This window comes from Bradyrhizobium sp. BRP23 (assembly GCF_020194135.1).
Taxonomy (GTDB): domain Bacteria; phylum Pseudomonadota; class Alphaproteobacteria; order Rhizobiales; family Xanthobacteraceae; genus Bradyrhizobium; species Bradyrhizobium yuanmingense.
The window spans coordinates 405624-431229 of record NZ_JADYVW010000004.1 but is presented as its reverse complement, the minus strand read 5'-3'; the positions used below and the strand labels follow the sequence as shown (position 1 = coordinate 431229).

Below are 25606 nucleotides of genomic sequence, written 5' to 3'. Positions count from 1 at the left end.
AAATGGATTCCGGGTTCGCGCCAAGTGGCGCGCCCCGGAATGACGGGTGAAGCGGGCTGGGCGCCCTACGCCACGCCCGCGCGCAGCAGATCGTGCAGGTGCACGATCCCGACCACCTTGCCCGCTTCCGTCACCAGCAGCGAGGTGATCTTGCGGGTGTTCAGCACCTCGATCATCTCGGTCGCGAGCATCGAGGGCGGCACGGTCTTGGGTTGCTTCGTCATGATCTCGTCGACGGTCACCGTCAGCAGATCGGGCCGCATGTGGCGGCGCAGATCGCCGTCGGTGATGATGCCGACGGCCTCGCCCGCATCGTTGACGATGCAGACGCAGCCGAGCCCCTTCGCCGACATCTCGACCACGGCTTCCGACATCTCGGTGCCGAGCGGCTTGAGCGGAATCTCAGCGCCCGTGCGCATGTAGTCGCGGACGAATTTCAGCATCGCGCCCAGCTTGCCGCCGGGGTGGAAATGCGCGAACTCCAGCGCGGTGAAGCCGCGTCCCTCCAGCAGCGCGATCGCGAGCGCGTCGCCGATCGCGGCCTGCATCAGCGTCGAGGTGGTCGGCGCCAGATTGTGCGGGCAGGCCTCGCGCGCCTTGGGCAGCTCGATCACGAGGTCGGCGGCCTGGCCGAGCGAGGACGACGCGCTCGAGGTCACCGCGATCATCGGGATCGCAAAGCGCGCCGAATAGTTCACGAGGTTCTTCATCTCCGGCTGCTCGCCGGACCAGGACAGCGCCAGGATGACGTCGTCGGGCGTGATCATGCCGAGGTCGCCATGACCGGCTTCGGCGGCGTGCACGAAGAAGGAAGGCGTGCCGGTCGAGGCCAGCGTCGCGGCGATCTTGCGGCCCATATGGCCTGACTTGCCGAGCCCGGTGACGATGACGCGGCCCTTGGCATTGCGGATCAGCTCGACCGCCTTGGCGAACGGCTCGCCCAGCGGGCCGCGCAGCGCGCTAGCGAGCGCATTGATGCCGCCGCTCTCCGTCTCCAGCGTGCGGAGCGCGGATTCGACGCTATCGGGAATGGAGCCGGATGATTGGGTCATCAGCGGTTTCGAGCTCGGCATGGTCGGGTCCAGGGAGGAGGGGCGTTCCCCATTGGCGCCTGCTTAGCACGCCCCGATCAGCGAGGCGACGCGCGGCCGGATGCCCTCAACCGGTCATTAACCATAATTGTTTTAACTCCATTAACGATGGTTCTCGCCAGCCGGCGGGGATGATCGAGAAAGTGTTTGATTTCGTTGGGGTAATTCCATCGTGGGGTCGTCTCCAGGCAGGGGCCGGAGCAAGGTCGCGCATTTCCTGCGCGCCTCTTTGCCGTGCCTCGCGCTGACCACCCTCGCAAGCGGCCCGGCGGCGGCCCAGGGGCTCACGCCCGACCTGTTCAATCCCAACCGCGGCGCCTTCGCCTCGCCTGAGACGCTGCCGACCCGCCGCACCGCCGGCGTACCCCAGGCGCCCTCCGATGCCTTGCCGAAACTGCCTGATCCCAACGCCGACCCGCGCCAGCGCCAGCAGGCGCCGGCGAGCTCGCGTGTCGGTCAGGTCCCGACCTACGGCCTGCCGGCCGCCACCGGCGCGAGCGGCTCCGGCTACGACTCGCTCAACCGCAAGCGCCAGCAGCCCAAGCTCTATCCGGGCCAGCCGAAGCCGAAGCGCGCCGCCGGTCCCGGCTCGCCACCGCCGCCGGCAACGCCGGCCACGACGCTGGGCCCGCCGCGCATCGCGCCCCCGCCGTCCGAGACGGCGCACAAGGTCCCGGTGCCGGCGGCGATGGCGGGCAACGTGCCCGGCCAGCCGCTGCGCCGTCGTCTCAAGCTCGACGAGGATCCGTTCGGTGCGGTCGGCGATTACGCCGGCAGCTTCCTGATCAAGGGCGGGCTCGAGCTCTCCGCCGGCTACGACAGCAATCCGACGCGCCTCAACAGACCGGTCGGTTCGCCCGCCTATGTCATCGCGCCCGATCTGCTCGTGGTGTCGGATTGGGAGCGCCACGCGCTGGTCGCCGATCTACGCGGCTCGTTCTCGGGCTACACCAACGACATGCCGGCGACGATCAACGGCTTGGCCTCGCCGTCGCCGGTCGAGGCCAACCGTCCCGATTTCAACGGCCATGTCGATGGCCGGCTCGACGTCACCCGCGATTTCAAGCTGACCTCGCAGCTGCGCCTGCGGCTCGCCACCGACAATCCCGGCAGCCCCAACGTGCAGGCCGGCCTGCAGAGATATCCGGTCTACGCCGCCTATGGCACGACGCTCGGCTTCGACCAGACCTTCAACCGCTTCCAGGTCGCGGCCGGCGCCACCATCGATCGCACCGCCTACACCGATTCCAAGCTCACCGACGGCTCGACCTTCAGCAACGACGACCGCAACTTCAACCAATATGGCGGCGTCGGCCGCTTCTCCTACGACCTCAAGCCCGGCCTAAAACCCTTCGTCGAGATCCAGGGCGATACCCGCGTCCACGACCAGGCTTCCGACCGCAACGGCTATTTCCGCGATTCCAACGGCGGCTATGCCAAGGTCGGCTCGTCCTTCGAGTTCTCGCGCATCCTCACCGGCGAGATCTCGGTCGGCTATTCCGCGCGCAGCTACACCGATCCGCGCCTCAGCCAGCTCGCAGGGTTTCTGACCACGGGCTCGCTGATCTGGAGCGCCAGCGGCCTCACCACGGTAAAGTTCTTCACCGACACGCAGATATCGGAGACCACGGTCCCCGGCTCATCCGGCGTCCTGGTGCGCACTTACTCCGCCCAAGTCGACCACGACTTCCGCCGCTGGCTCACCGCGGTCGGCAAGTTCACCTACGGCACGCTCGACTACCAGGGCCAGAACCGCAACGACAAGACCTACTCGTTCGAAAGCAATTTGATCTACAAGCTCAACCGCAACATCTGGGTCAAGGGCACGCTGCGCCACGACATCCTGAATTCGAGCCAGCCGGGCTCGAGCTCGCAGGGCACGGTGGTGCTGCTCGGGGTGAGGCTGCAGAATTGAGGCGCTTGTTAGCGCGTCGCACGAGACGAAGCCGAAAGGCACGGCTCTCTCCAATTGTCATTCCGGGGCGCGCCACTTGGCGCGAGCCCGGAATCCATCGGGCGTCTGGGTTGGTGATGAATGGATTCTCAGGTGCGCAATTGCGCACCATAGCTCGCGCTTCGCGCGCCCCGGAATGACATCTCAGCGCGGCAAATCCGTCTTCCCCATAAGGAACGTATCGATCGACCGCGCGCACAGCCGGCCCTCGCGGATCGCCCACACGACGAGCGATTGCCCACGCCGCATGTCGCCGGCGGTGAACACGTTGGGGCGCGAGGTCTGGTAGTCCAACGTGTTGGCCTTGACGTTGCCGCGCGGGTCGAGCTCGACCGCGAGCAGCTTGAGCAGGCCCTCGTGCACGGGATGGACGAAGCCCATCGCGAGCAGGACCAGCTCGGCATCGAGCTCGAACTCGGTGCCGGCAATCGGCTTGAACTTGTCGTCGACGCGGACGCAGTGCAGCTTCTTGACCTGGCCGTTCTCGCCCGAGAACTTCTGGGTCAGCACGGCGTATTCGCGCACCGCGCCTTCGGCCTGGCTCGAGGAGGTCCGCATCTTCAGCGGCCAGTTCGGCCAGGTCAGGCCCTTGTTCTCGCGCTCAGGGGGAGCGGGCATGATCTCGAGTTGGGTCACCGACAGCGCGCCCTGGCGCAGCGAGGTGCCGATGCAGTCCGAACCGGTGTCGCCGCCGCCGATGACGACGACATGTTTGCCGCCGGCCAGGATTTCCTGGACGCCGCCGAGCGGCTCCTCGGAGACGCGGCGGTTCTGCTGCGGCAGGAAGTCCATGGCGTAGTGGATGCCGGCGAGCTCGCGGCCGGGGATCGGCAGGTCGCGCGGGGCTTCCGCACCGCCGGTCAGCGCCACGGCGTCGTACTCGTTGAGCATCTCGCGCGGATCGACGTTGCCCTCAGCGCCGACATGGCTGTTGTAGTGGAAGGTGACGCCTTCGGCTTCCATCTGCGCCACGCGGCGGTCAATGACGCCCTTCTCCATCTTGAAGTCGGGGATGCCGTAGCGCAGCAGGCCGCCGGCCTTGGCGTACTTCTCGTAGAGGTGGACGTCGTGGCCGGCGCGCGCCAGCTGCTGCGCACAGGCCATGCCGGCCGGACCCGAGCCGATCACCGCGACTTTCTTGCCGGTCTTCACAGTCGCGACTTCCGGCTGGAGCCAGCCATTGTCCCAGGCGCGATCGACGATCGCGCATTCGATGGTCTTGATGGTGACGGGGTTGTCGTCGATGTTGAGCGTGCAGGACGCCTCGCACGGCGCCGGGCAAATGCGCCCCGTGAACTCCGGGAAATTGTTGGTCGAATGCAGGTTGCGCGAGGCTTCTTCCCAATTGCCCTGGTAGACGAGGTCGTTCCAGTCGGGAATCTGGTTGTTGACCGGACAGCCCGGCGTGCCCGGCGCGACCGAGCCGGTGCCGTGGCAATAGGGAATGCCGCAATTCATGCAGCGCGCGGCCTGGTCGCGCACCTCCTTCTCGGAGAGCGGAACGACGAATTCCTTGTAATGCTTCACGCGCTCGGCGACCGGGGTGTACTTGCGGTCGTGCCGTTCGATTTCCAGAAAACCCGTGATCTTGCCCATTAAACCCGAAGTCCCTGCCGCTTAAATTCGTCTTGTTGTTTCCTCACCGTCATTGCGAGGAGCGAAGCGACGAAGCAATCCAGTCTTTTTTCCGCGGAGAGATTCTGGATTGCTTCGCTTCGCTCGCAATGACGAGGTGTAATGCCTTACGCCCCGATCGCGATTTTCGGCTCGGCGTCCGCGTTGGCCGCCATCTCGCGCAGCGCGCGCCGGTACTCGACCGGCATCACCTTGCGGAATTTGGGCAGCCAGTCCTTCCAATTGGCAAGGATGTCGGCGGCGCGCTTGGAGCCGGTGGCTTTGGCGTGGCGCGAGATCAGGACGTGCAGCCGCTCGACGTCGGAGGCGAGCAGGTTCCTGAACACGTCGACCCGGCCATGCGCCTCGAGGTCGCCGGCATGGTGATAGGTGCCGGCGTTGATCAGCTCCTCCGACAGCACCGGCTCGAGCTCGACCATGCTGAGGTTGCACAGCTTGTCGAAGTCGCCGGCCTCGTCGAGCACGTAGGCGATACCGCCGGACATGCCGGCCGCGAAGTTGCGCCCGGTCTTGCCGAGCACGACCACGATGCCGCCGGTCATGTATTCGCAGCAATGATCGCCCGCGCCCTCGACCACGGCGACCGCGCCCGAGTTACGCACGGCAAAACGCTCGCCGGCGATGCCGCGGAAGTAGCACTCGCCCTCGATCGCGCCGTACATCACGGTGTTGCCGACGATGATGCTCTCTTCCGGCACGATGGCCGAGTTCCTCGGCGGCTTGACGATGATCTTGCCGCCCGAGAGGCCCTTGCCGACATAGTCGTTACCTTCACCTTCGAGCTCGAAGGTGACGCCGTGGGCGAGCCAGGCGCCGAAGGCCTGGCCTGCGGTGCCCGTGAGGCTGACATGGATCGTGTCGTGCGGCAGGCCGGCATGGCCGTAGATCTTGGCGACCGCGCCGGACAGCATCGCGCCTGCGGAGCGGTTGGTGCTGTTGATGGCGGCCTCGATTTTCACCGGCGCGCCGCGGTCGAGCGCTGCTTGCGCCTTCTCGATCAGCGTACGGTCGAGCACCGCCTCCAGATGATGGTTCTGGCGCTCGGAGTGATAGATCTTCTGGCCCTTCTCTTCCTTCTGCTTGACGAAGAGCTTGGAGAAGTCGAGCCCCTTGGCCTTCCAATGCGCGACCAGCTTGGTCTGGTCGAGCAGCTGCACCTGGCCGACCATCTCGTTGAAGGTGCGGAAGCCGAGCGAAGCCATGATCTCGCGGACTTCCTCGGCGACGAAGAAGAAGTAGTTGATCACGTGCTCGGGCTGGCCGGTGAAGCGCTTGCGCAGGACGGGGTCCTGGGTCGCGACGCCGACCGGGCAGGTGTTGAGGTGGCACTTGCGCATCATGATGCAGCCGGCCGCAATCAAGGGAGCGGTGGCGAAGCCGAACTCGTCGGCGCCCAGCAGCGCGCCGATCACGACGTCACGGCCGGTGCGGAAGCCGCCGTCGACCTGGACCACGATGCGGCTGCGCAGCCGCTCGCGCACCAGGGTCTGGTGGGTTTCGGCGAGCCCGATTTCCCACGGCGATCCCGCATGCTTGATCGAGGTCAGCGGCGAAGCACCCGTGCCGCCCTCGAAGCCCGCGATGGTGACATGGTCGGCGCGCGCCTTGGCAACGCCCGCGGCCACAGTGCCGACGCCGATCTCCGAGACGAGCTTGACCGAGACGTCGCCCGTCGGGTTGACGTTCTTGAGGTCGTAGATGAGCTGCGCCAGGTCCTCGATCGAGTAGATGTCGTGGTGCGGCGGCGGCGAGATCAGGCCGACGCCCGGCGTCGAGTGCCGGACTCTTGCGATGGTCGCGTCGACCTTGTGGCCGGGCAGCTGGCCGCCTTCGCCGGGCTTGGCGCCCTGTGCCATCTTGATCTGCATCATGTCGGAGTTGACGAGATACTCCGTGGTGACGCCGAAGCGGCCCGAGGCGACCTGCTTGATCGCCGAACGCATGGAATCGCCGTTCGGCATCGGCTTGAAGCGGTCGGCTTCCTCGCCGCCTTCGCCGGTGTTCGACTTGCCGCCGATCCGGTTCATGGCGATCGCGAGCGTGGTGTGCGCCTCGCGCGAGATCGAGCCGAAGCTCATCGCACCGGTGGCGAAACGCTTGACGATCTCCTTGGCCGGCTCGACCTGGTCGAGCGGGATCGCCTTGCGCTTTTCTTCCTCCGCGTTCTTGATCCGGAACAGGCCGCGCAGCGTCAACAGGCGCTCCGACTGCTCGTTGAGGATCTTGGCGAAGGCGCGGTAGCGCTCCTGCGAATTGCCGCGCGCGGCGTGCTGCAGCAGCGACACAGACTCCGCGGTCCACGCATGGTCCTCGCCGCGGCTGCGATAGGCATATTCGCCGCCGACATCGAGCGCGGTCTTGTAGACCTGCGCCTCGCCGAACGCGTCGGCATGGCGGCGCACGGCTTCTTCCGCGATCTCCCCAAGGCCGACGCCCTCGACGCGGGTGTGCGTGCCGGCGAAGAACTTGGCGACGAAGTCGGCCTTGAGGCCGACCGCGTCGAAGATCTGCGCGCCGCAATAGGACTGGTAGGTCGAGATGCCCATCTTGGACATCACCTTGAGCAGGCCCTTGCCGATCGACTTGATGTAGCGCTTGACGATCTCATAGTCGTCGAGCGAGCCGGGCAGGCGGTCCTTCATCGCGGTGATGGTCTCGAACGCGAGGTACGGATTGATCGCTTCGGCGCCGTAGCCGGCAAGGCAGGCGAAGTGATGCACTTCGCGCGGCTCGCCGGATTCGACGACGAGGCCGACCGAGGTGCGCAGGCCGGTGCGGATCAGGTGATGATGCACGGCGGCGCAGGCGAGCAGCGATGGGATCGGCACGCGGTCGGTGCCGACCATGCGGTCGGACAGGATGATGATGTTGACGCCCTCGCGCACCGCGCTTTCGGCGCGCGCGCAGAGCTCGTCGAGCACCTGGTCCATGCCCGCCGCGCCGAGACCGGCGTGGAAGGTGGTGTCCAGCGTGCGCGACTTGAAGTGCGACTCCGCCACCTCCGAGATCGAGCGGATCTTTTCCAGGTCCGCGTCGGTCAGGATCGGCTGGCGCACTTCGAGGCGCTTGGTCGTGGCCATGCCCTGCAGGTCGAACAGGTTCGGCCGCGGCCCGATGATCGAGACCAGGCTCATCACCAGCTCCTCGCGGATCGGGTCGATCGGCGGGTTGGTGACCTGCGCGAAGTTCTGCTTGAAGTAGGTGAACAGCGGCTTGGCCTTGTCCGACAGCGCCGAGATCGGCGTGTCGTTGCCCATCGAGCCTGCGGCTTCTTCGCCCGTGGCCGCCATCGGCGTCATCAGGATGGTGATGTCTTCCTGGCTGTAGCCGAACGCCTGCTGGCGGTCGAGCAGCGACAGGTTTGAGCGCACGCCTGTCGTCGGCACCTTCGGCAGGTCTTCGAGCACGATCTGGGTCCGCTCGAGCCACTCCTTGTAGGGATGGCTGGCGGCGAGCGAAGCCTTGATCTCGTCGTCCGGGATCAGGCGGCCTTGCTCGAGGTCGACCAGCAGCATCTTGCCCGGCTGCAGCCGCCACTTGGTGATGATCTGGTCCTCGGGGATCGTCAGCACACCCATCTCGGACGCCATGACGATGCGGTCGTCCTTGGTGACGAGATAGCGCGCGGGCCGGAGGCCGTTGCGGTCGAGCGTGGCGCCGATCTGGCGGCCGTCGGTGAAGGCGATCGCGGCGGGGCCGTCCCACGGCTCCATCAGCGCGGCATGATATTCGTAGAAGGCGCGGCGCTTCTCATCCATCAGGGGATTGCCGGCCCACGCCTCCGGAATCATCATCATCACGGCGTGCGGCAGCGAGTAGCCGCCCTGCACCAGGAATTCGAGCGCGTTGTCGAAGCAGGCGGTGTCCGACTGTCCCTCATAGGAGATCGGCCAGAGCCGGTTGATGTCCTTGCCGTAGAGCTCGGAGCTGACCGAGGCCTGACGTGCCGCCATCCAGTTGACGTTGCCGCGCAGCGTGTTGATCTCGCCGTTATGCGCGATCATGCGGTAGGGATGCGCCAGCGACCAGGCCGGGAAGGTGTTGGTCGAGAAGCGCTGGTGCACGAGCGCGAGCGCGCTCTCGAAGTCAGCCTCGTGCAGATCGGGATAGTACTTGCCGAGCTGGTCGGCGAGGAACATGCCCTTGTAGATCACGGTGCGGCAGGACATCGAGCACGGGTAATAGCCGGCAAGGCCGCGGTCGCGGCGCTGGTAGATCGCCTGCGAGATCGACTTGCGCAGGATGTAGAGCCGGCGCTCGAACTCGTCCTCGGTCTTGGCGGTGCCGTTGCGGCCGATGAACACCTGCATGCAGGCGGGCTCGGTCGGCTTCACGGTGACGCCCAGCGAGGAATTGTCGGTCGGCACGTCGCGCCAGCCGAGCAGGGTCAGGCCCTCTTCCTTGATCTGGTCGGCGACGATGCTCTTGATGACGTTGCGCCAGGCGGTGTCGCGCGGCATGAACAACGCGCCGATGGCGTATTCGCCGGGCGCCGGCAACTTGAAGCCGAGTTCGGAGGCCTTACGGCTGAAGAAGGCGTGCGGGATCTGCACCAGAATGCCGGCGCCGTCGCCGGCGCGCGGGTCGGCGCCGACGGCACCGCGATGCTCGAGGTTGCAGAGGATGCTCAGCGCGTCCGAGACGATCTCGTGCGACTTCTTGCCCTTGATGTTGGCGATGAAGCCGACGCCGCAAGAGTCCTTTTCCAGGCTGGGATCGTACAGGCCTTCGGCTTCGGGGCGCGAATTGTGCTCTTGAATCGGTGAGGTGATCGGATCGGTCGTTTTCGAGGCGACCGTCGCCGACAGCTCTTCTGCCACGATGTTTGCGCGCTCGAATTGCGACCCGTTCATTGTTCCTGTCCTCTCCATGCGGCAAGCTGCCTCACCGCCATCTTCGGCGCACCTTGGGCGTCCCGCGGCACCCGCTCCTGGGCCACCGCTCGTCCTCTGCGAGCCGCATTTTCTTAAATTCAGGCCTAGGCGTTCTTCGTCCCCGAGAACGGCTTTGCCTGGTACCTTGCCGGCGCTCGAGAGCACCAGTTCTCGCTGCAATCCCTATGCCGGAACCGCAAGCAAAATGAGACAGTCTTCCTGTCCTAACCATCACCTTGCCAAATTTTTGTCTAGCACACAAGCGCGCGGAAGTCCCGATTCCGCAGAAGTCAATCGATCGCTTTCCAAAAGTTGCGCAGCCCCGGTTTTGAGGCAAACACGCCCTGATCCGGCCCCGGCGGCGCCGAAATCCCAAATGAAGCTTCGGATCAACCCTTCGGAAGGCGCGCCACGCCGCGAGAAGCGAAAGAGGGCGGCCACCGGAGGGCCTGACAGGAGCGTCTGGATCATGAAGTTTTTCACAGGATGTGTGGCCGCCGCCGTGCTGGCGCTGGGTGCCAGTGCGGGGCAGGCCCAGGTTCCCGCGAGCGGTATCGCCAGAGGGGCCGTCATCGCGGTCTCGGATTTCGACGGGCCCTATGCGCCGCCGGAAGCCGCCCCGCCGCCGCGCTACGGTTATGGCTACGAGGAGCGCGGCCCTGCGCTGGCCTTGTTGCCGCCGACCGAGGTTTACGCCGTGCTGCGCGAAAACGGCTTCTCGCCGCTCGGCATTCCGCGCCTGCGCGGCGGCGTCTACACCATCGCGGTGATCGACAGAAACGGCGACGATGGCCGGCTGGTGATCGACGCCCGCGACGGGCGGATCATCCGCTTCATGCCCGCCCCTGACGCCTATGGCATGGCGCCCGCCTATGACGAGCGCGCGGTCGCGCCCTACGGGCCGCAAACCGCACTGCCGCCGACCGTGGTCCGCGGCGGCCCGCCGCGCCCGCCGGCGTCGATCCCGCATGTGGCAAGCCGCGCCGTGCCGCTGCCGAAGGCCGCCCCGCGGCGCGCTGAGACGCCGGTCGCCGCGAAGCCGGCCGCGCCCACCGCGCAGCAGGCTCAGGCAGTGCAGGCCCAGCCGGCGCAGCAGGCCGCCGTGGTGCAAGCCAAGCCGGCCGAGGCCGCCCCGCAAGCAATCGCACCAACCGTCGGTCAGGCCCGGCCGGCTCCGACCATCCTGCCGACGCAGGACATGCCGGCTGCGCAGGGGCTGGACTAAGCGTCAGCGAACGGAAAGCGCCCGAGAATCTCTCGGGCGCTTTTGCGTGAACTGACCGCGTGTCAGCTCCGCGGATACCCCGCCGCATCCAGGATCAGATTCGCCACCTCCTTCGGATGCGACACCAGCGAGAGGTGGCCGGCATCGAGCTCGATCGTGGTGGCGTTCATGCGCTTGGCGAGGAAGCGCTCGAAATCGGGGTTGATGGTGTAGTCGTTCTTCGACACCGCGTACCAGCTCGGCTTGGAGCGCCAGGCCGCCTCCGTGGTGCGGCCGGCGAAGATCGAGGCCGCCGTCGGCCATTGCACGGCGTAGAGCTCCTTGGCCTGCGCCGGCTTCACGCCGTTGGCGAAGTACTTCAGGAAGGCCTCTTCCGAGAGCTTGGTGTAGCCGTCGCGCTCGACGATGCCGGCGCGCGCCGGCCCGGCCGGAAACTGCTTCGACAGCGCCACGAAATCCTCGTTCGCATCGGGCGCGCGTGCGGCGACGTAGACGAGGCCGGTGACCTTCGGGTCGGTGCCGACCTGGCTGATCACGGTGCCGCCCCAGGAATGCGCGACCAGCACCGTCGGCCCGTCCTGCTCGGCCAGCGCCCGCTTGGTCGCCTCGACGGAGTCGCTGAGCGAGGACAGCGGATTCTGCACGGCGGTCACATGCAGGCCTGCAGCCTGCAGGATCGGGATCACCTCCGACCAGCTCGAGCCGTCGGCCCAGGCGCCGTGCACCAACACGACGTTCTTCGCTTTGACCGTCTGCGGTGTCTGGGCATGAGCGAGGTTGAGAGGAGCGGCCAAAAGGCTCGCGGCGACGAAAAGGCTGCGCCAGAGTGACATGATCTTCTCCGTGTTTTTGGTTCGATGCCCAAAGGACGGAGAGCGAGGCAACGGTGTTACGCCATCACTGCTCTGTGATGCATTGCAACGAAAAAAACGCCCCGGGGCACCGGGGCGTTTTCGCAACCTGGACGTCGCTGGGTTTGGTCGCCTGGCTCAGGCGGCCTGCGCGGCGGAGTTCTCGATCACCTGCGCCTTGGCGCCGGCGTTGATCGCGATCTGGCGCGGCTTCTTGGCCTCGGGAATCTCGCGGACGAGGTCGACGTGAAGCAGCCCGTTCTCGAGCGAGGCGTCCTTCACCTGCACGAAGTCGGCAAGCTGGAAGGCGCGCTCGAAGGCACGCGCGGCGATGCCGCGGTAGAGCACTTCGGATTTCGAGTTCTCGTTCGCGACTTTCTCGCCCTTGATCGTCAGCGTGTTTTCCTTGGCGACGATGGAGAGCTCATCCTTGGCAAAGCCCGAGACCGCAACGGTGATGCGGTAGGCGTTCTCGCCGGTGCGCTCGATGTTGTAGGGGGGATAACCGGGGCTGCCGTCGGAGCTGGCCTGGTCGAGCAGGTTGAAGAGACGGTCGAAGCCGACGGTGGAACGATAGAACGGAGTGAGATCGTAGCTACGCATGGTCAAGTCCTCCATTGAGCGACTGTTGGTAACCCGCCCGCCAATCGGGCCGGGCTTTAGTCTGTGTGCAGCCTGATGTTCCGGTTCCGAAACACTGGTAGCGGCCTGCACGAAGGTGATATGGGTGGAACGAGACGGCGTTCAAGAGGGCGGGACAGGCGCCTTTTCGGCGCTTTGGCCCCTTGATTTGCAGCACTTCCCGCCCAAGCACGCTCAATGACGCTGGTCTCGATTCCCGCCAATCCGGTCCCCGAAAACGTCGTCAGCGGCACCATCAAGACCCCTGATGGCGTCGAGCTGCGCTTTGCGCGCTGGGCGCCGCCGGCGAACCGTAAGGGCACGGTCTGCGTCTTCACCGGGCGCAGCGAGCAGATCGAGAAATATTTCGAGACCGTGCGCGACCTGCGCGACCGCGGCTTTGCGGTGGCGATGATCGACTGGCGCGGGCAGGGCCATTCGTCGCGCCGCCTGCGCGATCCGCGCAAGGGCTATGTGCGCGACTTCGCCGATTTCGAAATCGACGTCGAGACCTTCGTGCAGCAGGTGGTGCTGCCGGATTGCCCGCCGCCATTCTTCGCGCTCGCCCATTCCATGGGCGGCACGGTGCTGCTGCGGGTGGCCCATGCCGGCAAGCGCTGGTTCGACCGCATGGTGCTGTCTGCGCCGATGATCGACCTGCCCGGGCGCACCACCTCGCTGCCGGTGCGTGCGCTGCTCAAGACGATGCGCCTGCTCGGGCAGGGCGGCCGCTACGTTCCCGGCGGCAGCGACCGCCTCACCGGGCTCGAACCCTTCATCAACAATCCCTTGACCAGCGATCCCGTCCGCTATGCGCGCAACGCCGCGATCCTGGAGGAAGACCCGACGCTTGGCCTAGCCTCGCCGACGGTCGCCTGGGCCGATACCGCCTTCCGCGCGATGCACACCTTCAAGCGCGTGAACTACCCCTCCCAGATCCGCCAGCCGATCCTGATGCTGGCGGCCTCCAACGATACCGTGGTCTCGACCGCGGCGATCGAGGAATTCGCCTATCATTTGCGCGCCGGCTCCCATCTCGTGATCGCCGGTGCCAAGCACGAGATCCTCCAGGAGCAGGACCGCTACCGCGCGCAGTTCTGGGCCGCCTTCGACGCCTTCGTGCCGGGCACGCCGCTGTTCAAGTGAGAAGAGATCGGGAGCCTCCACGAGGACGATGAGAATCGGAGTCGAGGAGCGTCCTCATTCTCCGTCATTGCGAGGAGCTCTTGCGACGAAGCAATCCAGGCTATCTCCGCGGCGACAGCCTGGATTGCTTCGCTGCGCTCGCAATGACGAAGCAAGATTCTTTACAGCGTCTTCAGATACTCGATCAGGTCGTAGCGTTCGGCGTCGTCCTTGAACATGCGGCCGATGACGCCGGGGCGCTTCGACTCACCGTCCTTGCGCTCGAAGGAATGGCCGAGCACGCTGTTGCCCTGGATCGGCTTGCCGTCGGAGCCGGTCGCGGAGAACTCCGTTTCACCGGTCTTGCAGCGCTCGTCGGCGGCGACTGCGAAACCGACGGTGTCGGGGTCGTAGTCGCGGCGGCCCATGCAGAATTTTTGCGGACGCTCGTTCTGCGGCTTCAGCAGCCAGTACAGCGAAGGCACCGAGCCGTTGTGCAGGTAAGGCGCAGTGGCCCAGATGCCGTTCAAGGGCCGCGCGCGATAGCGCGGATCGGGCGCCGGATTGAGACAGTTCTTGCGCGCCATATTCCACATTTGCGCCCGTTCGGCCTCCGGGATCTTCTCGTCGTCCATCCATTTGCGGGCGACGAGATCGACCACCGTCATGAGCCCGAGTGCATAGACCATCTCGTTGGGCGATTTGCTGGCGGTCGGGATCTCGCACTGCCACCACGTCTGCAGGTCAGCCGTGTTGACTTTCAGAAAGCCGGGCACGTCGACGGTCCGCTTGCTGAGAACGAGGGACTGCTCGGGATCGGTCTTGATCTCGTCGAGCGGGATCGTCACCGCATTCAGCACCTTGCTGTCGCCGCTCGGCTCCCAGCGCTTCGACGACCAGAAGGCCGGGGTGTTGATGTCAGGCAGATGGCATCCGGAGCACATCTCCGCGTAGATGGCGCGGCCGCGTTCGACCCGATCGGGCTTCAGCTTCCAAGCATCGCCGAGGATGTGCGAGGGCCATTTCGGTGCGAGCAGACCGCCGAACTTCGGACCATCAGCCGCCTTGAATGGATCGGGGCCTCTCAGCATGTCCTCGATCCAGCCGAGCGTCCTGATGTTCACCGAGGAGCGCCACAGCCTGTCCTGCGGATAGGCATCGGACAAATTGAGCAGCGCCGTCACGCCGAGGGCTTCGCCGGCGTTGCGGATCAGCGGCTGCTCGATCGAGGCGTCGTATTGGGCGAACTTGAACCAGGGCACCGTCCAGATCGCGGGATAGCTGACCGGCGCGTCCTGAGCGTGCAGGTTCTTCTCGAATCCCTTGACCCCGCTCATTGCGAGGTCCTGCGAAAACACCTGGTTGCCGATGCGGTTGAGGGCATCGAGCCGGCCGAACCCTTCCTCGGTGTCCTGCTGCTGCTTGCCGTCCCAAGTCGTCTTGCCTTCGATCGTTTTCTCGTAGGTCTTGGCCCAGTCGATCAGGAAGCTGCCGATCGTGCTCAGCTTCTGCTTGAGCGCGGCGCGGTCCGCCTTGCTGGCGTCGGGGCCGAGCACGCGATCGGCGAAACGCTGGAAGCGGAACGGGACGTACAGCGTGTAGGCGATCGACAGGCCGGTCGCGAGCTCGAGCTTCTTCAGGTCGGTCATCGCCGGGCCGCCGTCGAAACGGACGTCGATGCCCTGGTAATGGATCTGGCCGGTATGACAGGCGGCGCAGGTCAGTCCGATCATGTCGTCCTCGCGGCGGCTCGTCGCGGGATCGACCACGCCGGTCATGCGCGCGAAGCCGACCGGCAGGCCGTCAACGTTCTCCGCCGGCGTCCAGCGCGTCGACCAGTCCGACGCTTGCGTGGTCTCGTAGACATTGGCGTAGCCGAAGCGGCGCAGCGTCGCCGTGTCGGTCTGGATCGTCTGCGGGCTCGGGATGAAGCCGAAGCGTTCGAGATAGGCGCTGTCCTTGATCAGGCCCGGTTTGGAGAACAGGTGGAGCTGCGGCTGCTCCAGCGCCACGAACCACTCATAGGGCACCGGGAACGTCGCGGTGCCCTGGCTGGCGTGGTGGAACCAATGTCGGTCCTTGAGCGACCAGTTTTGCTCGAGCCAATAGGCAGCCTTGGTTTCGGGCATCGCCGGCAGGGGCGGCGGCAGGAGATTCACCAGCACGCCCTTCTGCGGCAGCATGGCACGAACCTGGTTGGGGAATTCGGCGACCGCGACCAGGGCGACGAGGCCGAGGCCGATGACGAACGCCGTGAGCGCGACCGCCCAGCGAAAGCGGAGCTGGCAGGACGACAGCAGCGGCTGCGATACGATCCGCTGATTGATGCGGTCGGGGAATTGGCGCTGTTCGAACAGCGTGCGCACGTCGGCCACGCTGAGATAGCGCTCTTCACCCTGCTTGCCCTTGCCGATGATCTTCAAAAGGATGGGCCATTCGAACTTCATCAGCAGCGGGTAGTACCAGCGAGCGGCGCTGCCGGCGCGCTCGAGGTTGTCACGCATGAAGGTCTTGATTTCCGCGGCGTTGAGGCCGGGCTCGCTGCTGCCGGTGTTCGGGTCGGTGTAGTTCCGGCCGAAGCTCGCGAGCCGCGCGATCTCGTCCTCGTCGATCTTGCCGTCGACGCCGAGGATGCGCGAGCCGGCGCCGCGCTTGTCCAGCGGGCCGCCGCGCAGCGCGTCGAGCTGCGCGCCCGAAAAGATGCTCTTCAGAATGTGCTTGACGCCGTTGGCGATCATCGCGACGCCGCGGACCTGGATGCGGGCCGAGACCTTCTTCAGCCCCGTCTCACCGGTCGCATTGGCGATGGTCTGCGACAGCGTGTTGAGCGGGACGGTGCCGCCCTCGACGAAGCCTTCGCCGACGAGGCCGCGCAGGAACGGGCAGGGATTGTTCGGCGAGACTGGAATCGAGGGATCGAGGGGCGGCTTCGAAGCGGGGTGATGCATGGCCCAAATCCTGAAAGCAGCGAATCTTGAAAAAGCAGGCGCGCTGTTAGAGCGCGGAAAGTCCCAACAAACCGACAGCACGATATACTACTTCAGCGTGTGACGAGTGTGGCCCATTTCACTGTCGTGTCAACAACGAGCAGGCGGTCGCACCGGAACCACGTCGGGCCTGCGGCCCTTTCGCTTAGGATTCTGCGGCCCGTTTCACGTCGCTCTGCACCAGCGTCAGCTTGCCGAGCGGCACGCCGGCCTTCAGCAGCCCCTCGCGATAATGAGCGATGTCCTCGGGCCGCTTCCAGTGGAAGTTGCGCAAGTGCCTGTCGACATTCAGCGTTGGATAATTTGCCATCAGCACGCGGGCAGCTTCGCTGGCCTCGTCGCTTCGCCCGAGCTGCGCCAACGCCGCAGCGCGGATCGCCAGCGCCTGCATGTGATTCGGGTTGATGTAGAGCTGCTCTCGCGCCCATGACAGCGTCGCGTCATATTGGCGCAGAAGGTAATGACTGAACGCGTTCAGCGCCGCCCATTGATAGCGCGGGTCGCTGTTGTCGCGTTGCGCGGCCATCGAGAACAGCTCGATCGCCTCGCGGTGCTCGCCGATCATGAAATGGCAGATGCCGAGCACGCCGCGCGCGCCATTGTCGTAAGGGTTGAGCGCGACTGCGCGCTTGGCGGCGTCCATTGCTGCCTCGTGATGACCCTCCAACGCGTGCGCCCAAGTCAGGATCGAGAACGCAAAGGAGGAGCGCGGATCCAGCCGGACGCTGGTTTCGGCGAGGCTCATCGCCTCGGCCCACATCTCGCGCGTGCCCTTGACCCAGCCGAACTGAATGCTCTGGATCTGGATCGTGGCGAGATAGGCATGCGCGATCGACAGCTTGGGATCGAGCCCGATGGCCTCGCGGAATAGGTCGACCGCGACGGCCAGATCTTCCTTGGTTTGCCGATAGTAATGCGACAGCCCCTTGAGGAAGCGGTCCCAGGCGGTGACGTCGGTCGAGAGCCGCGCCGGCGCCGAGGCCTCGGCACGGACGATCTCGGTGGCGATGGCGGCGGACAAATTGGTGGTGATCTCGTCCTGCATCGCGAACAAATCGCCGATGTCGCGGTCGTAGCGGCCGGTCCAGAGCTGCTCGCCGGTCTCCGGCGCGATCAGCTCGGCGGTGACGCGGATCTTGGCGCCGGCGCGCCGCACCGAGCCCTGGATCAGATAGGTGGCGTCGATCTCGCGCGCGATCAGCCGGGTGCCCACGTTCTTGCCCTTGAAGGCGAATGTCGAGTTGCGGCTCAGCACCCGATAGAAGGATTGCAGCGACAGCGCGTGGATCAGGTCCTCGGTGAGGCCGTCGGAGAAATATTCGTCCTGGGCGTCGCTGAGATTGGCGAAGGGCAGCACGCCGACGATGGCCGTGCGGTACTGCTGCGACAGCGCCGAGGCCTCACGGAGCTCGGGGGCAAGCGCCGGCGCGCCCTCGGGCGTCCAGGTAAAGACCCCGATCGCATCCTTGATGTTCTTGAAGCGATGGTTGCCGGCATCGGTCAGCGGCACGGCGAGATGCTTGCCCGCCTCCCGGTAGGCCTTGGCCGAGATCGCGAAGCCGCCGGGGCTCGCCACCGATTCCAGGCGGACGGCGATGTTGACATCGTCGCCGAAGACTTCGTCCTCGTCGGCGATGACGTCGCCCATGTGGATGCCGAGCCGGAACTGCATGGCGCGGTCGGCCGGCAGATGGCGGTTGCGTTCGGCCATCAGCGTCTGCATCGCGATCGCCGCCTCGGCGGCGCCGACGATCGAGGCGAATTCCAGCAGGAAGCCGTCGCCGGTGTTCTTCACGACGCGGCCGCCGTGATTGAGGATGATCGGATGGATCGCGGCACGATGGGCCTTGAAGGCGGCATGGGTGCCGGCCTCGTCGCTGCCCATCATGCGCGAATAGCCGGCGACATCGGCGCAGACGATGGCGGCCAGACGTCTTTCCATATCCTCAAAGCTCCAAGGGACCAGATGACCGGCCACAGCGTGGCGGTTGCCGCGAATCCCGCATTTCAAGAACCCCACCTTTATAGAGCAGATGCGCCGCAGCGGAAGCATGATCCGCATTGCAAATTCGAGGTAAATCCTGCGCAATCCCGGCGGTGGACGGGAACGGGCGAACCGACTAAGCGGAACCAGAACCGCCAGGACGGCAGCGGAGGACCTTCATGCTGGGCATTCACGAGATCGGGCTTTTCATCCTCTCGGGCGTGGTGCTCAACATCACGCCGGGGCCGGATTCGGTCTATGTGATCGGCCGCAGCATGCAGATGGGCTGGCGGGGCGGCGCCGCTGCCGCCCTGGGCATCAGTTGCGGCTGCTTCGTCCATGTCGCGGGCGCGGCGATCGGGCTTTCGGCTCTGCTGATGGCCTCGTCCACGGCCTTTTCGATCCTGAAGCTGGTCGGCGCAGCCTATCTGGTCGTGACCGGTCTCCAGATGCTGTGGTCGCGCCCGGCGCTGGCTGCAAGCATCGACGAGCCGGCGCGGAGCTCATTGCAGCGGGTCTTCCTCCAGGGTGTCTTCACCAACGCGCTCAATCCCAAGGTCGCGCTGTTCTTCCTCGCCTTTCTGCCGCAATTCGTCGCAGCCGATGCCCCGCACAAGCCGCTCGCCTTCCTGACGCTCGGCCTGATCTTCATCTTTACGGGGACACTGTGGTGCCTGGTGCTGGCGGCGTTCGCCGCCAGAGCCGCCTACCGGCTGCGCAAGTCCAAGGGCGCGATCGCCTGGGTCAACCGCGCGCTCGGCGGCCTCTTCATCTATCTCGGCATCCGCGTCGCCATGCTGGAGACACGGTAGCTCCTTCTAGTGAATGAGAAGCGGTCCGATCGAGGCTGCGCTCGGGAGGTTTCGATGATCCGTGGAAGCTGTCTGTGTGGCACCGTGCGGTTCGAGATCGAGAAGGTGCGCGCGCTGACGCACTGCCATTGCGTCAATTGCCGCAAGCTGAGCGGCGCGGCCTTCGCCACCTACGCGCATGTCGATGCCGACAAGTTTCGCTTCGTGGCGGGCGAGGACATGACGGCATCTTACGAATCCTCGCCGGGCAGTATCCGCTATCGTTGCAGGACCTGCGGCTGCCCGACGCCGGGCAAGGCGAGCTATCTCCCGACCGTCAGCATTCCCGCTGGCCTGCTCGATGACGACCCGGAAGTCCGGCCTCGCCTCCACGTTTTCACCTCGTCGCGCGCGTCGTGGTGGACAATCCAGGACGACCTGCCCCAGCACGAAAAATGGGTGCCGGGCTACGGGCCGAAATCGTAAGGCGCTTAAGCGAATTCCTTCGCCAGCGCGCTGCCGGCGAGGTAAAGGCCGAGCAGGATCATCGCGATCAGGAACCAGCGGCGAAACGCCTCCGCCGGCATCCGCGCCCGCACCGATTGGCCGATGAACATGCCGGCAAAGGCCATGGCGAGTCCGATCGCGCCCGGCACGACATTGGCGGGCGTGAGCAATCCGACCGCGGTCAGGTTGAAGGCGAGCGCCAGCGTCGCGGTGGTGAAAAACACCCCGAGCGCCTGCACCAGCTCGTCCTTCTCCATGCCGATCGCCTGCATGAACGGCATCGACGGGATCACCTGCACGCCTGTTGAGGCCGAAATCACCCCGGTGATGACGCCGACCACGCCGCCGACCCATTTCTCGTTCTCGGGCGCGACGCGGAAGTGGAACTTGTTCAGTCCGATCACGGCGTAGACGACGAGCAGGGCGCCCAGCACGATCGTGCCGTAGCGCGCATGCGGCCCGGTCAGCGCGCCGGCATTGAGCCAGCAGCCGACCACGGTGCCGATCATCAGCGGCCACAGCCGCCGCAGGATGTCGCGCAAATGCGGGCCGACGAAGGTCTGCCAGATGTTGGTGACGATGGCGGGAACGATGACGATGGCGATGGCGCGGCTCGGCGCCATGCTCACGGCGAGCAGGCCCATCGACACCGTCGGCAGGCCGAGCCCGACCACGCCCTTGACGAATCCGGCGAGCAGGAACACGGCGGCGATGAGGATGAGCAGCGGGTCGATCATGCCAGCACATTGACCGAAGCCGCGCCGGCGCACAATCTGGAGGTTACGGAGAGAGCCTTCGGCTTCAACGAAGGCTCAAGGAGACATCGCATGCGCTTCGACCTGGTCGATCTCCAGCTCTTCATCGCGGTCGCCGACCAGCGCAGCATCACCCGCGGCGCGGAGCGCTCGCACCTCGCGCTGGCCTCGGCCAGCGCGCGCATCAAAGGGCTCGAGGATGCGCTCGGCGTCGCGCTGCTCAAGCGCGGCCGCCGCGGCGTCGAGTTGACCGCGGCCGGCGAGAGCCTGCTCGATCATGCCAGGCTCGTGATCCATCAGATCGACGCCATGCGCGGCGATCTCGCCGGCTTTGCCAGCGGCGTGCGCGCCAGCGTGCATTTCCTCGCCAACACGTCGGGCCTGTCGGAGCATCTGCCGAAAGCGCTCGCCGGTTTCCTGCGCCAGCATCGCGACGTCGCCGTCGACATCGAGGAGCGCGAGAGCACCGATATCGCGGCGGCGATCACCGCAGGCGCCGCCGATCTCGGCTTCGCCGCCGAGCACGCGCTGCCCGACCATATCGAACGCTTTCCCTTCAGCGAGGATCGCCTGACGCTGGTGACGTCGAAACGCGGCCCGTTCGCCGGCCGCCGCCAGATCGACTTTCAGGAGGCAGGGGCTTGCGACTTCGTCGGGCTGACCAGCGCCACCGCGCTCCAGATGCACATCTCGAAGCACGCCGCGCGGCTCGGCATGCGGCCGCATTTCCGCGCGCGCCTGCGCGACTTCGACGCGATCTGCCAGATGGTCGCGGCCGATGTCGGCGTGGCGCTGGTGCCCGAAGCCGCCGCCCGCCGCTGCGCCAGGACCATGCCGCTCGCCATGATCCGCCTGCGCGATGCCTTCGCCAACCGCCGTCTCGTGATCTGCGCGCGCAGCTTCAAGGCGCTGCCAAGGCCGGCCAAGCTGCTGGTGGAGCATTTGCGAGCCGAGGCGGTGTGAGGACCTGTTACCCTCCCCTGGAGGGTCAGGACAATCGCAATTGAATTTTGCAGAGGTCGTCATGCCCGGGCTTGTCCCGGGCATCCACGTTCTTTGTGCCGCGTGGAAAGGCTTGGATGGCCGGGACAAGCCCGGCCATGACGCTGCCATAGCGGCATCTCATATGCGATAGCCCTGCCCTCCAGGGGAGGGTAAGACACCTACCTCGCCATCTCCGCTCCCGCGTCGGTGATGCAAGCCCTCCGCCCGCGCGCTACTGGTTCAAAAGCTTCAACGCTGCCTCGTGCACCCGTGCGTCGCCGGCGGCGATGATGCGGCCGCCGCCTTGGGCCGGCTTGCCTTCCCAGGTGGTGACGACGCCGCCGGCGCCGGTCACGATCGGAATCAGTGCCGCGATGTCATAGGGCTTCAGCTCGGTCTCGACCACGAGGTCGACGTGGCCCGCGGCAAGCATGCAATAGGAGTAGCAGTCGCCGCCATAGCGCGACAGCCGCGCGCTCTTCTCGATGTGGCCGAAGATGGCGCGGTCGCTCTCGTTCATCAGCAGCGGGCTGGTGGTGTAGGTCGTGGCCTCCGACAGCGAGGCGCAGCGGCGGACCTGGAGCCGGCGCTCGCCCGACGGCCCTTTATAATTGGCCGAACCGTTGTCGCCGGAAAAGCGCTCGCCGATGAAGGGCTGGTGCATCATGCCGAACACCGGCGTGCCCTTGTGCAACAGCGCGATCAGCGTGCCCCAAATCGGAAAGCCGCCGATGAAGGATTTGGTGCCGTCGATGGGGTCGAGCACCCAGACATAGTCGGCGTCCTCGCGCTCGTTGCCGAATTCCTCGCCGACGATGCCGTGCTGGGGGAAGTTGGCCTTGATCAGCCGCCGCATCACCGCCTCCGCGGCGCGGTCGGCCTCCGTCACGGGGTCGAAATCCTTGGTCTTGCTCTTGTCGTCGATCGACAGCGAGGTGCGGAAGAACGGCAGGATGGTTTCGCCGGAGGCGGTGGCGAGCCGACCGATGAAGGCGGAGAAGTCGATCACCGTCACAGGCGAAATCCTCGAAGCGAAGTTGGAGAGCTTGCCTCCTGCCTAGCTCAATTCGACTGCCGCGTGCAGCGCTGTCTTGATGTTGCTCCCTGGTATTTTGGATGCCGGGGCGGGCTGCCCCATTCCAGTCATCTGCTGGCCAAATATCGATCATGGAGTTGAAATCTTAGTTCCGACCTTGCCTTGTTCGTATGCAAATGACTATCAACCCATTGAATTCTCTTATCAAAGAAACTGAATCTGGGTTTCCATAGAAGCAACTGAGCCATGTGCGATTTGCATGGGAAACCGCGCAAAAGCCCTTGCACTTTGTGCGGCGCGGTCGCATATTGTTGCGGTGCGGTAGCGCCTCGCGTTACCGCTGCCCTCCTTGGGCGTTTCCTCCCTAGACTTGGGCCGCTTGCGTCATTCGCGAGCGGCCCTTTTTTCTGAGCCCCGCCGTTTTCATTTGGGGCGCGCAAGCTTGCGAAGCGAAAACGCAGTCGCGCGCAAGGCCTCGTCGTTTCAGAGAAGAAGCTGCGTCCTATTCCGCCGCGGCCTGGAACGGGCCGAGATCGGCGAACGGAATCGTGGTCGCCAGCACGTCGGCGAGAACGCCGAAGTCGGAGGCCACTTGCGCAAAGCGAGCGCTGCGCTCGCGCCGCCGCTCGTCCATGTAGATCGCGCGGTTGAGCTCGAGCTGCACGGCGTGCAGGCCGCTCGCGGGATTGCCGTAATGCTCGGTGATGAAGCCGCCGGCATAGGGCTTGTTGCGGCCGATCGAATAGCCGAGCCCGCTCATGGTCTCCTCGACGCGATCGGGCAAGAGCGGCGTGCAGCTGGTGCCGTAGCGATCGCCGATCACGACGTCGGGCCGGCGCGGCTCGTCCCTGCTGACGCCGACCGACGGCATCGAGTGGCAGTCGACCAGCACCACCGTGCCGAACATCTGGTGCACCTTGTTGATCAGCCGGCGCAGCGCGCGATGGTAGGGCTTGTACAACGTCTCGATCCGCCCCAGCGCATCGTCGACCAGGAGGCGGTCGCGGTAGATCTCCTGGCCGTCGCCGACCACGCGGGGAATGGTGCCGAGGCCGCCGGCGACCCGCATCGAACGGGTGTTGGCGAAGCTCGGCAGCCGGCCGGTGAACATGCGCGGGTCGAGCTCATAGGGCTCGCGGTTGACGTCGACATAGGAGCGGGGAAAGTTGACCCGCACCGTCGGAAAGCCGCGCGCGCTCAGATGGCCGATCAGCTCATCCATGAACGAATCTTCCGACCGTCGCAGCGTGGGCAGGTCGATCCGCGACGCCGCCAGGAATTCTTCAGGATAGGTCGAGCCGGAATGCGGCGAGTTGAAGATGACGGGCGCGCGCCATTCGGCAGGCTCGAAGATCTCGAAGGCTGGCGACATGTCGCCGTCAAAGCGGGTCATCTTCTCAGGCTTCGTCCCTTCGTGCCGCACGATCCGGACAAGCTCCGGGTCCAATGATTCGGCCGATCTCGCGGCTCTTATGTGTCGTCATTGTCCGGAATCGCAACCATTCTGCCAAGCGAAAAGATGTCATGGCCCCTTGGAACACGTCTTAACCGTGCAGGCATCGGGATGGGGACGCGCCGGTCCGGCTCGATTGATCTGGACCTCGTTCCGGTCCACAAAGAGCCGGCAGCGGGGCCGGCGCAGGGTTAAGATTTTCACCCCAAATTTACCCTCTGTCGGGCTTAGTGACCTCTGCTGATATCCTCTGGGGATTCGACGTTTCCTGCCATGCCAAAGATCCTGCTCGCCGAAGACGACAACGACATGCGCCGTTTCCTGGTCAAGGCGCTGGAAAACGCCGGTTTTCAGGTCTCGTCCCACGACAACGGCATGGCCGCCTATCAGCGGCTGCGGGAAGAGCCGTTCGAGATGCTGTTGACCGATATCGTGATGCCGGAAATGGACGGCATCGAGCTCGCCCGCCGAGCCTCGGAACTCGACCCCGACATCAAGATCATGTTCATCACTGGCTTTGCGGCGGTCGCCCTGAACTCGGATTCGGACGCCCCCAAGAACGCCAAGGTGCTGTCCAAGCCGGTGCATCTGCGCGAATTGGTCAGCGAAGTGAACAAGATGCTGGCGGCCTGAATCGGCCTCCTTCCGTCCTTGCGCCGGCTCCCCTGAGCCGTTATAGGGACCCCACCCGACACAAGTGGACTTTAGGGCACGTAGCTCAGCGGGAGAGCACTACCTTGACATGGTAGGGGTCACAGGTTCGATCCCTGTCGTGCCCACCACGCTTCGCCTTCGGCTTCGCGTGGCACAGCCTGGAAGATTGCGGCGAAGCGTGTCCGGCGCAGCTCGAAGAGCGAAGACGGACTGGTGCGGCTTGCTCGAAAGCTTCTAGCCCGTTGCAGCGACGCGCAATCTCGGCCGCAGTTTCCCGGCCGCTGTCCCGGATGACCCTGCACTCTATCCGGGCTACAATGACATCTCCGACACGAGGCCGCCCATGACCGTGTCCGTCATCGAGCAAGCGAAGATCCAGGCGCAGGTGCTGGTGCCGCTGATCAAGACGTTGCAGGCCGAGCTCGGCGAAGCCCGCGCCAATGCGCTGGTGCGCAAGGCGCTCGGCGATCTCTATCGCGGCTTCGGCGAGGCGTTCTGGAAGGCCAAGAACGAGAGCAATCTCGGCAAGGCCGTGTCGTCGGCCTTCAAAACTTATGCCCGCGACGATGCGCTCGCTTATGACGTGATCGAACAGACGGCGGACGCCTTCGCGTTCGACGTGACGCGCTGCGCCTATGCCGAGTTCTACAAGGCCCTGGGCGAGCCCGAACTCGGCTTCCTGCTGATCTGCACCGCGGACTTTGCGACCGCGGAGGGGTTCGGTCCCGACGTCAGGCTCACGCGCACGCAGACCATCATGCAGGGCGCCTCTCATTGCGATTTCCGCTACCGCCGGGATGGAGGCGGATCACAGTGAGAGGAGCGATGCGGACGATCTGTCTCGCCATGGCGATGCTGGCGCTGATGGCGCCGCGCGCCGACGCCGCGATCGTCGACTGGCAAGCCGAGCTCCAGCGCTGCCGCAGCTTGCGCCAGAACGTGGCGCCGCTGCTTCAGGCCGGCGAGGGGATCTCCGCCGTCGGCCGCTCCAGCAGGTCCGTCCGCCGCTGCATCTGGATCCAGCGGATGGCGGTGCGGAAGAGAATTCCCGGCGCGGAGGTGTGGTAGCCTGACCGAGC

Annotated in this window: 19 protein-coding genes and 1 tRNA gene; 10 read left to right on the top strand and 10 right to left on the bottom strand. The window is 65.5% G+C overall.

Features of this window, described 5'->3' with window-relative positions; all coding sequences use genetic code 11:
- Nucleotides 1-65: 65 nt before the first annotated feature.
- A complete protein-coding gene (locus tag I6F24_RS13620) occupies nucleotides 66-1073 on the bottom strand; it encodes a KpsF/GutQ family sugar-phosphate isomerase (protein WP_036021423.1) in 1008 nt (335 codons plus the stop codon).
- A 190-nt stretch (nucleotides 1074-1263) separates the two neighbouring features.
- On the opposite strand from I6F24_RS13620, the gene I6F24_RS13615 reads away from it, so the two are divergent.
- Nucleotides 1264-3006 carry an outer membrane beta-barrel protein gene (locus tag I6F24_RS13615; protein WP_225149304.1) on the top strand — a complete coding sequence of 581 codons (1743 nt, stop codon included), beginning with the start codon at nucleotides 1264-1266 and terminating at the stop codon, nucleotides 3004-3006.
- Between the two features lie 183 nt (nucleotides 3007-3189).
- Here the strand turns inward: I6F24_RS13615 and I6F24_RS13610 are convergent, their stop codons facing one another.
- Nucleotides 3190-4641: a glutamate synthase subunit beta gene (locus tag I6F24_RS13610; RefSeq protein ID WP_225139351.1), complete on the bottom strand. Its 1452-nt coding sequence runs from the start codon at nucleotides 4639-4641 to the stop codon at nucleotides 3190-3192.
- Between the two features lie 146 nt (nucleotides 4642-4787).
- Nucleotides 4788-9533 carry a glutamate synthase large subunit gene (gltB, locus tag I6F24_RS13605; RefSeq protein ID WP_225149303.1) on the bottom strand — a complete coding sequence of 1582 codons (4746 nt, stop codon included), beginning with the start codon at nucleotides 9531-9533 and terminating at the stop codon, nucleotides 4788-4790.
- 490 nt (nucleotides 9534-10023) lie between these two features.
- Here gltB and I6F24_RS13600 point away from each other — a divergent pair, with 490 nt between their 5' ends.
- Nucleotides 10024-10779: a hypothetical protein gene (locus tag I6F24_RS13600; RefSeq protein WP_036021424.1), complete on the top strand. Its 756-nt coding sequence runs from the start codon at nucleotides 10024-10026 to the stop codon at nucleotides 10777-10779.
- A 62-nt stretch (nucleotides 10780-10841) separates the two neighbouring features.
- On the opposite strand, the gene I6F24_RS13595 is transcribed toward I6F24_RS13600, so the two are convergent.
- Nucleotides 10842-11612, bottom strand: coding sequence for an alpha/beta hydrolase (locus tag I6F24_RS13595; RefSeq protein ID WP_036021395.1), 771 nt, complete (start codon nucleotides 11610-11612; stop codon nucleotides 10842-10844).
- A 156-nt stretch (nucleotides 11613-11768) separates the two neighbouring features.
- A complete protein-coding gene (locus I6F24_RS13590) occupies nucleotides 11769-12233 on the bottom strand; it encodes an Hsp20 family protein (RefSeq protein WP_035997846.1) in 465 nt (154 codons plus the stop codon).
- 216 nt (nucleotides 12234-12449) lie between these two features.
- On the opposite strand from I6F24_RS13590, the gene I6F24_RS13585 reads away from it, so the two are divergent.
- A complete protein-coding gene (locus I6F24_RS13585) occupies nucleotides 12450-13397 on the top strand; it encodes an alpha/beta hydrolase (protein WP_035997802.1) in 948 nt (315 codons plus the stop codon).
- A 161-nt stretch (nucleotides 13398-13558) separates the two neighbouring features.
- On the opposite strand, the gene I6F24_RS13580 is transcribed toward I6F24_RS13585, so the two are convergent.
- Entirely contained in the window at nucleotides 13559-16324 is a 2766-nt protein-coding gene (locus tag I6F24_RS13580) for a di-heme-cytochrome C peroxidase (RefSeq protein WP_225149302.1), read from the bottom strand.
- 184 nt (nucleotides 16325-16508) lie between these two features.
- A complete protein-coding gene (locus I6F24_RS13575) occupies nucleotides 16509-18305 on the bottom strand; it encodes a tetratricopeptide repeat protein (RefSeq protein ID WP_036021400.1) in 1797 nt (598 codons plus the stop codon).
- Between the two features lie 221 nt (nucleotides 18306-18526).
- Between I6F24_RS13575 and I6F24_RS13570 the strand changes: the two genes are divergently transcribed.
- Nucleotides 18527-19159: a LysE family translocator gene (locus I6F24_RS13570; protein ID WP_225149301.1), complete on the top strand. Its 633-nt coding sequence runs from the start codon at nucleotides 18527-18529 to the stop codon at nucleotides 19157-19159.
- A 54-nt stretch (nucleotides 19160-19213) separates the two neighbouring features.
- The gene (locus I6F24_RS13565; RefSeq protein WP_036021404.1) at nucleotides 19214-19624 is read left to right on the top strand and encodes a GFA family protein; all 411 of its coding nucleotides are present in this window, start codon (nucleotides 19214-19216) and stop codon (nucleotides 19622-19624) included.
- 5 nt (nucleotides 19625-19629) lie between these two features.
- Here the strand turns inward: I6F24_RS13565 and I6F24_RS13560 are convergent, their stop codons facing one another.
- Complete coding sequence (locus I6F24_RS13560; protein WP_036021408.1) at nucleotides 19630-20382, bottom strand: sulfite exporter TauE/SafE family protein; 753 nt, start codon at nucleotides 20380-20382, stop codon at nucleotides 19630-19632.
- A 90-nt stretch (nucleotides 20383-20472) separates the two neighbouring features.
- On the opposite strand from I6F24_RS13560, the gene I6F24_RS13555 reads away from it, so the two are divergent.
- The gene (locus I6F24_RS13555; protein WP_036021415.1) at nucleotides 20473-21363 is read left to right on the top strand and encodes a LysR substrate-binding domain-containing protein; all 891 of its coding nucleotides are present in this window, start codon (nucleotides 20473-20475) and stop codon (nucleotides 21361-21363) included.
- 253 nt (nucleotides 21364-21616) lie between these two features.
- On the opposite strand, the gene hisN is transcribed toward I6F24_RS13555, so the two are convergent.
- On the bottom strand, nucleotides 21617-22399 hold the full coding sequence (gene hisN, locus I6F24_RS13550; RefSeq protein ID WP_036021430.1) for a histidinol-phosphatase: 783 nt from the start codon (nucleotides 22397-22399) through the stop codon (nucleotides 21617-21619).
- Nucleotides 22400-22922: 523 nt separating this feature from the next.
- Nucleotides 22923-23813, bottom strand: coding sequence for an N-formylglutamate amidohydrolase (locus I6F24_RS13545; protein ID WP_036021434.1), 891 nt, complete (start codon nucleotides 23811-23813; stop codon nucleotides 22923-22925).
- A gap of 333 nt (nucleotides 23814-24146) precedes the next feature.
- Here I6F24_RS13545 and I6F24_RS13540 point away from each other — a divergent pair, with 333 nt between their 5' ends.
- The 4 genes from I6F24_RS13540 (at nucleotide 24147) to I6F24_RS13525 (ending at nucleotide 25595) form a co-directional block, all read left to right on the top strand.
- On the top strand, nucleotides 24147-24506 hold the full coding sequence (locus I6F24_RS13540; protein ID WP_007597092.1) for a response regulator: 360 nt from the start codon (nucleotides 24147-24149) through the stop codon (nucleotides 24504-24506).
- 74 nt (nucleotides 24507-24580) lie between these two features.
- Nucleotides 24581-24655: transfer RNA gene (locus tag I6F24_RS13535), tRNA-Val, on the top strand.
- A gap of 215 nt (nucleotides 24656-24870) precedes the next feature.
- Nucleotides 24871-25344 carry an L-2-amino-thiazoline-4-carboxylic acid hydrolase gene (locus tag I6F24_RS13530; RefSeq protein ID WP_035997824.1) on the top strand — a complete coding sequence of 158 codons (474 nt, stop codon included), beginning with the start codon at nucleotides 24871-24873 and terminating at the stop codon, nucleotides 25342-25344.
- 8 nt (nucleotides 25345-25352) lie between these two features.
- Nucleotides 25353-25595 carry a hypothetical protein gene (locus I6F24_RS13525; RefSeq protein WP_036021432.1) on the top strand — a complete coding sequence of 81 codons (243 nt, stop codon included), beginning with the start codon at nucleotides 25353-25355 and terminating at the stop codon, nucleotides 25593-25595.
- The last annotated feature ends 11 nt before the right edge of the window (nucleotides 25596-25606 follow it).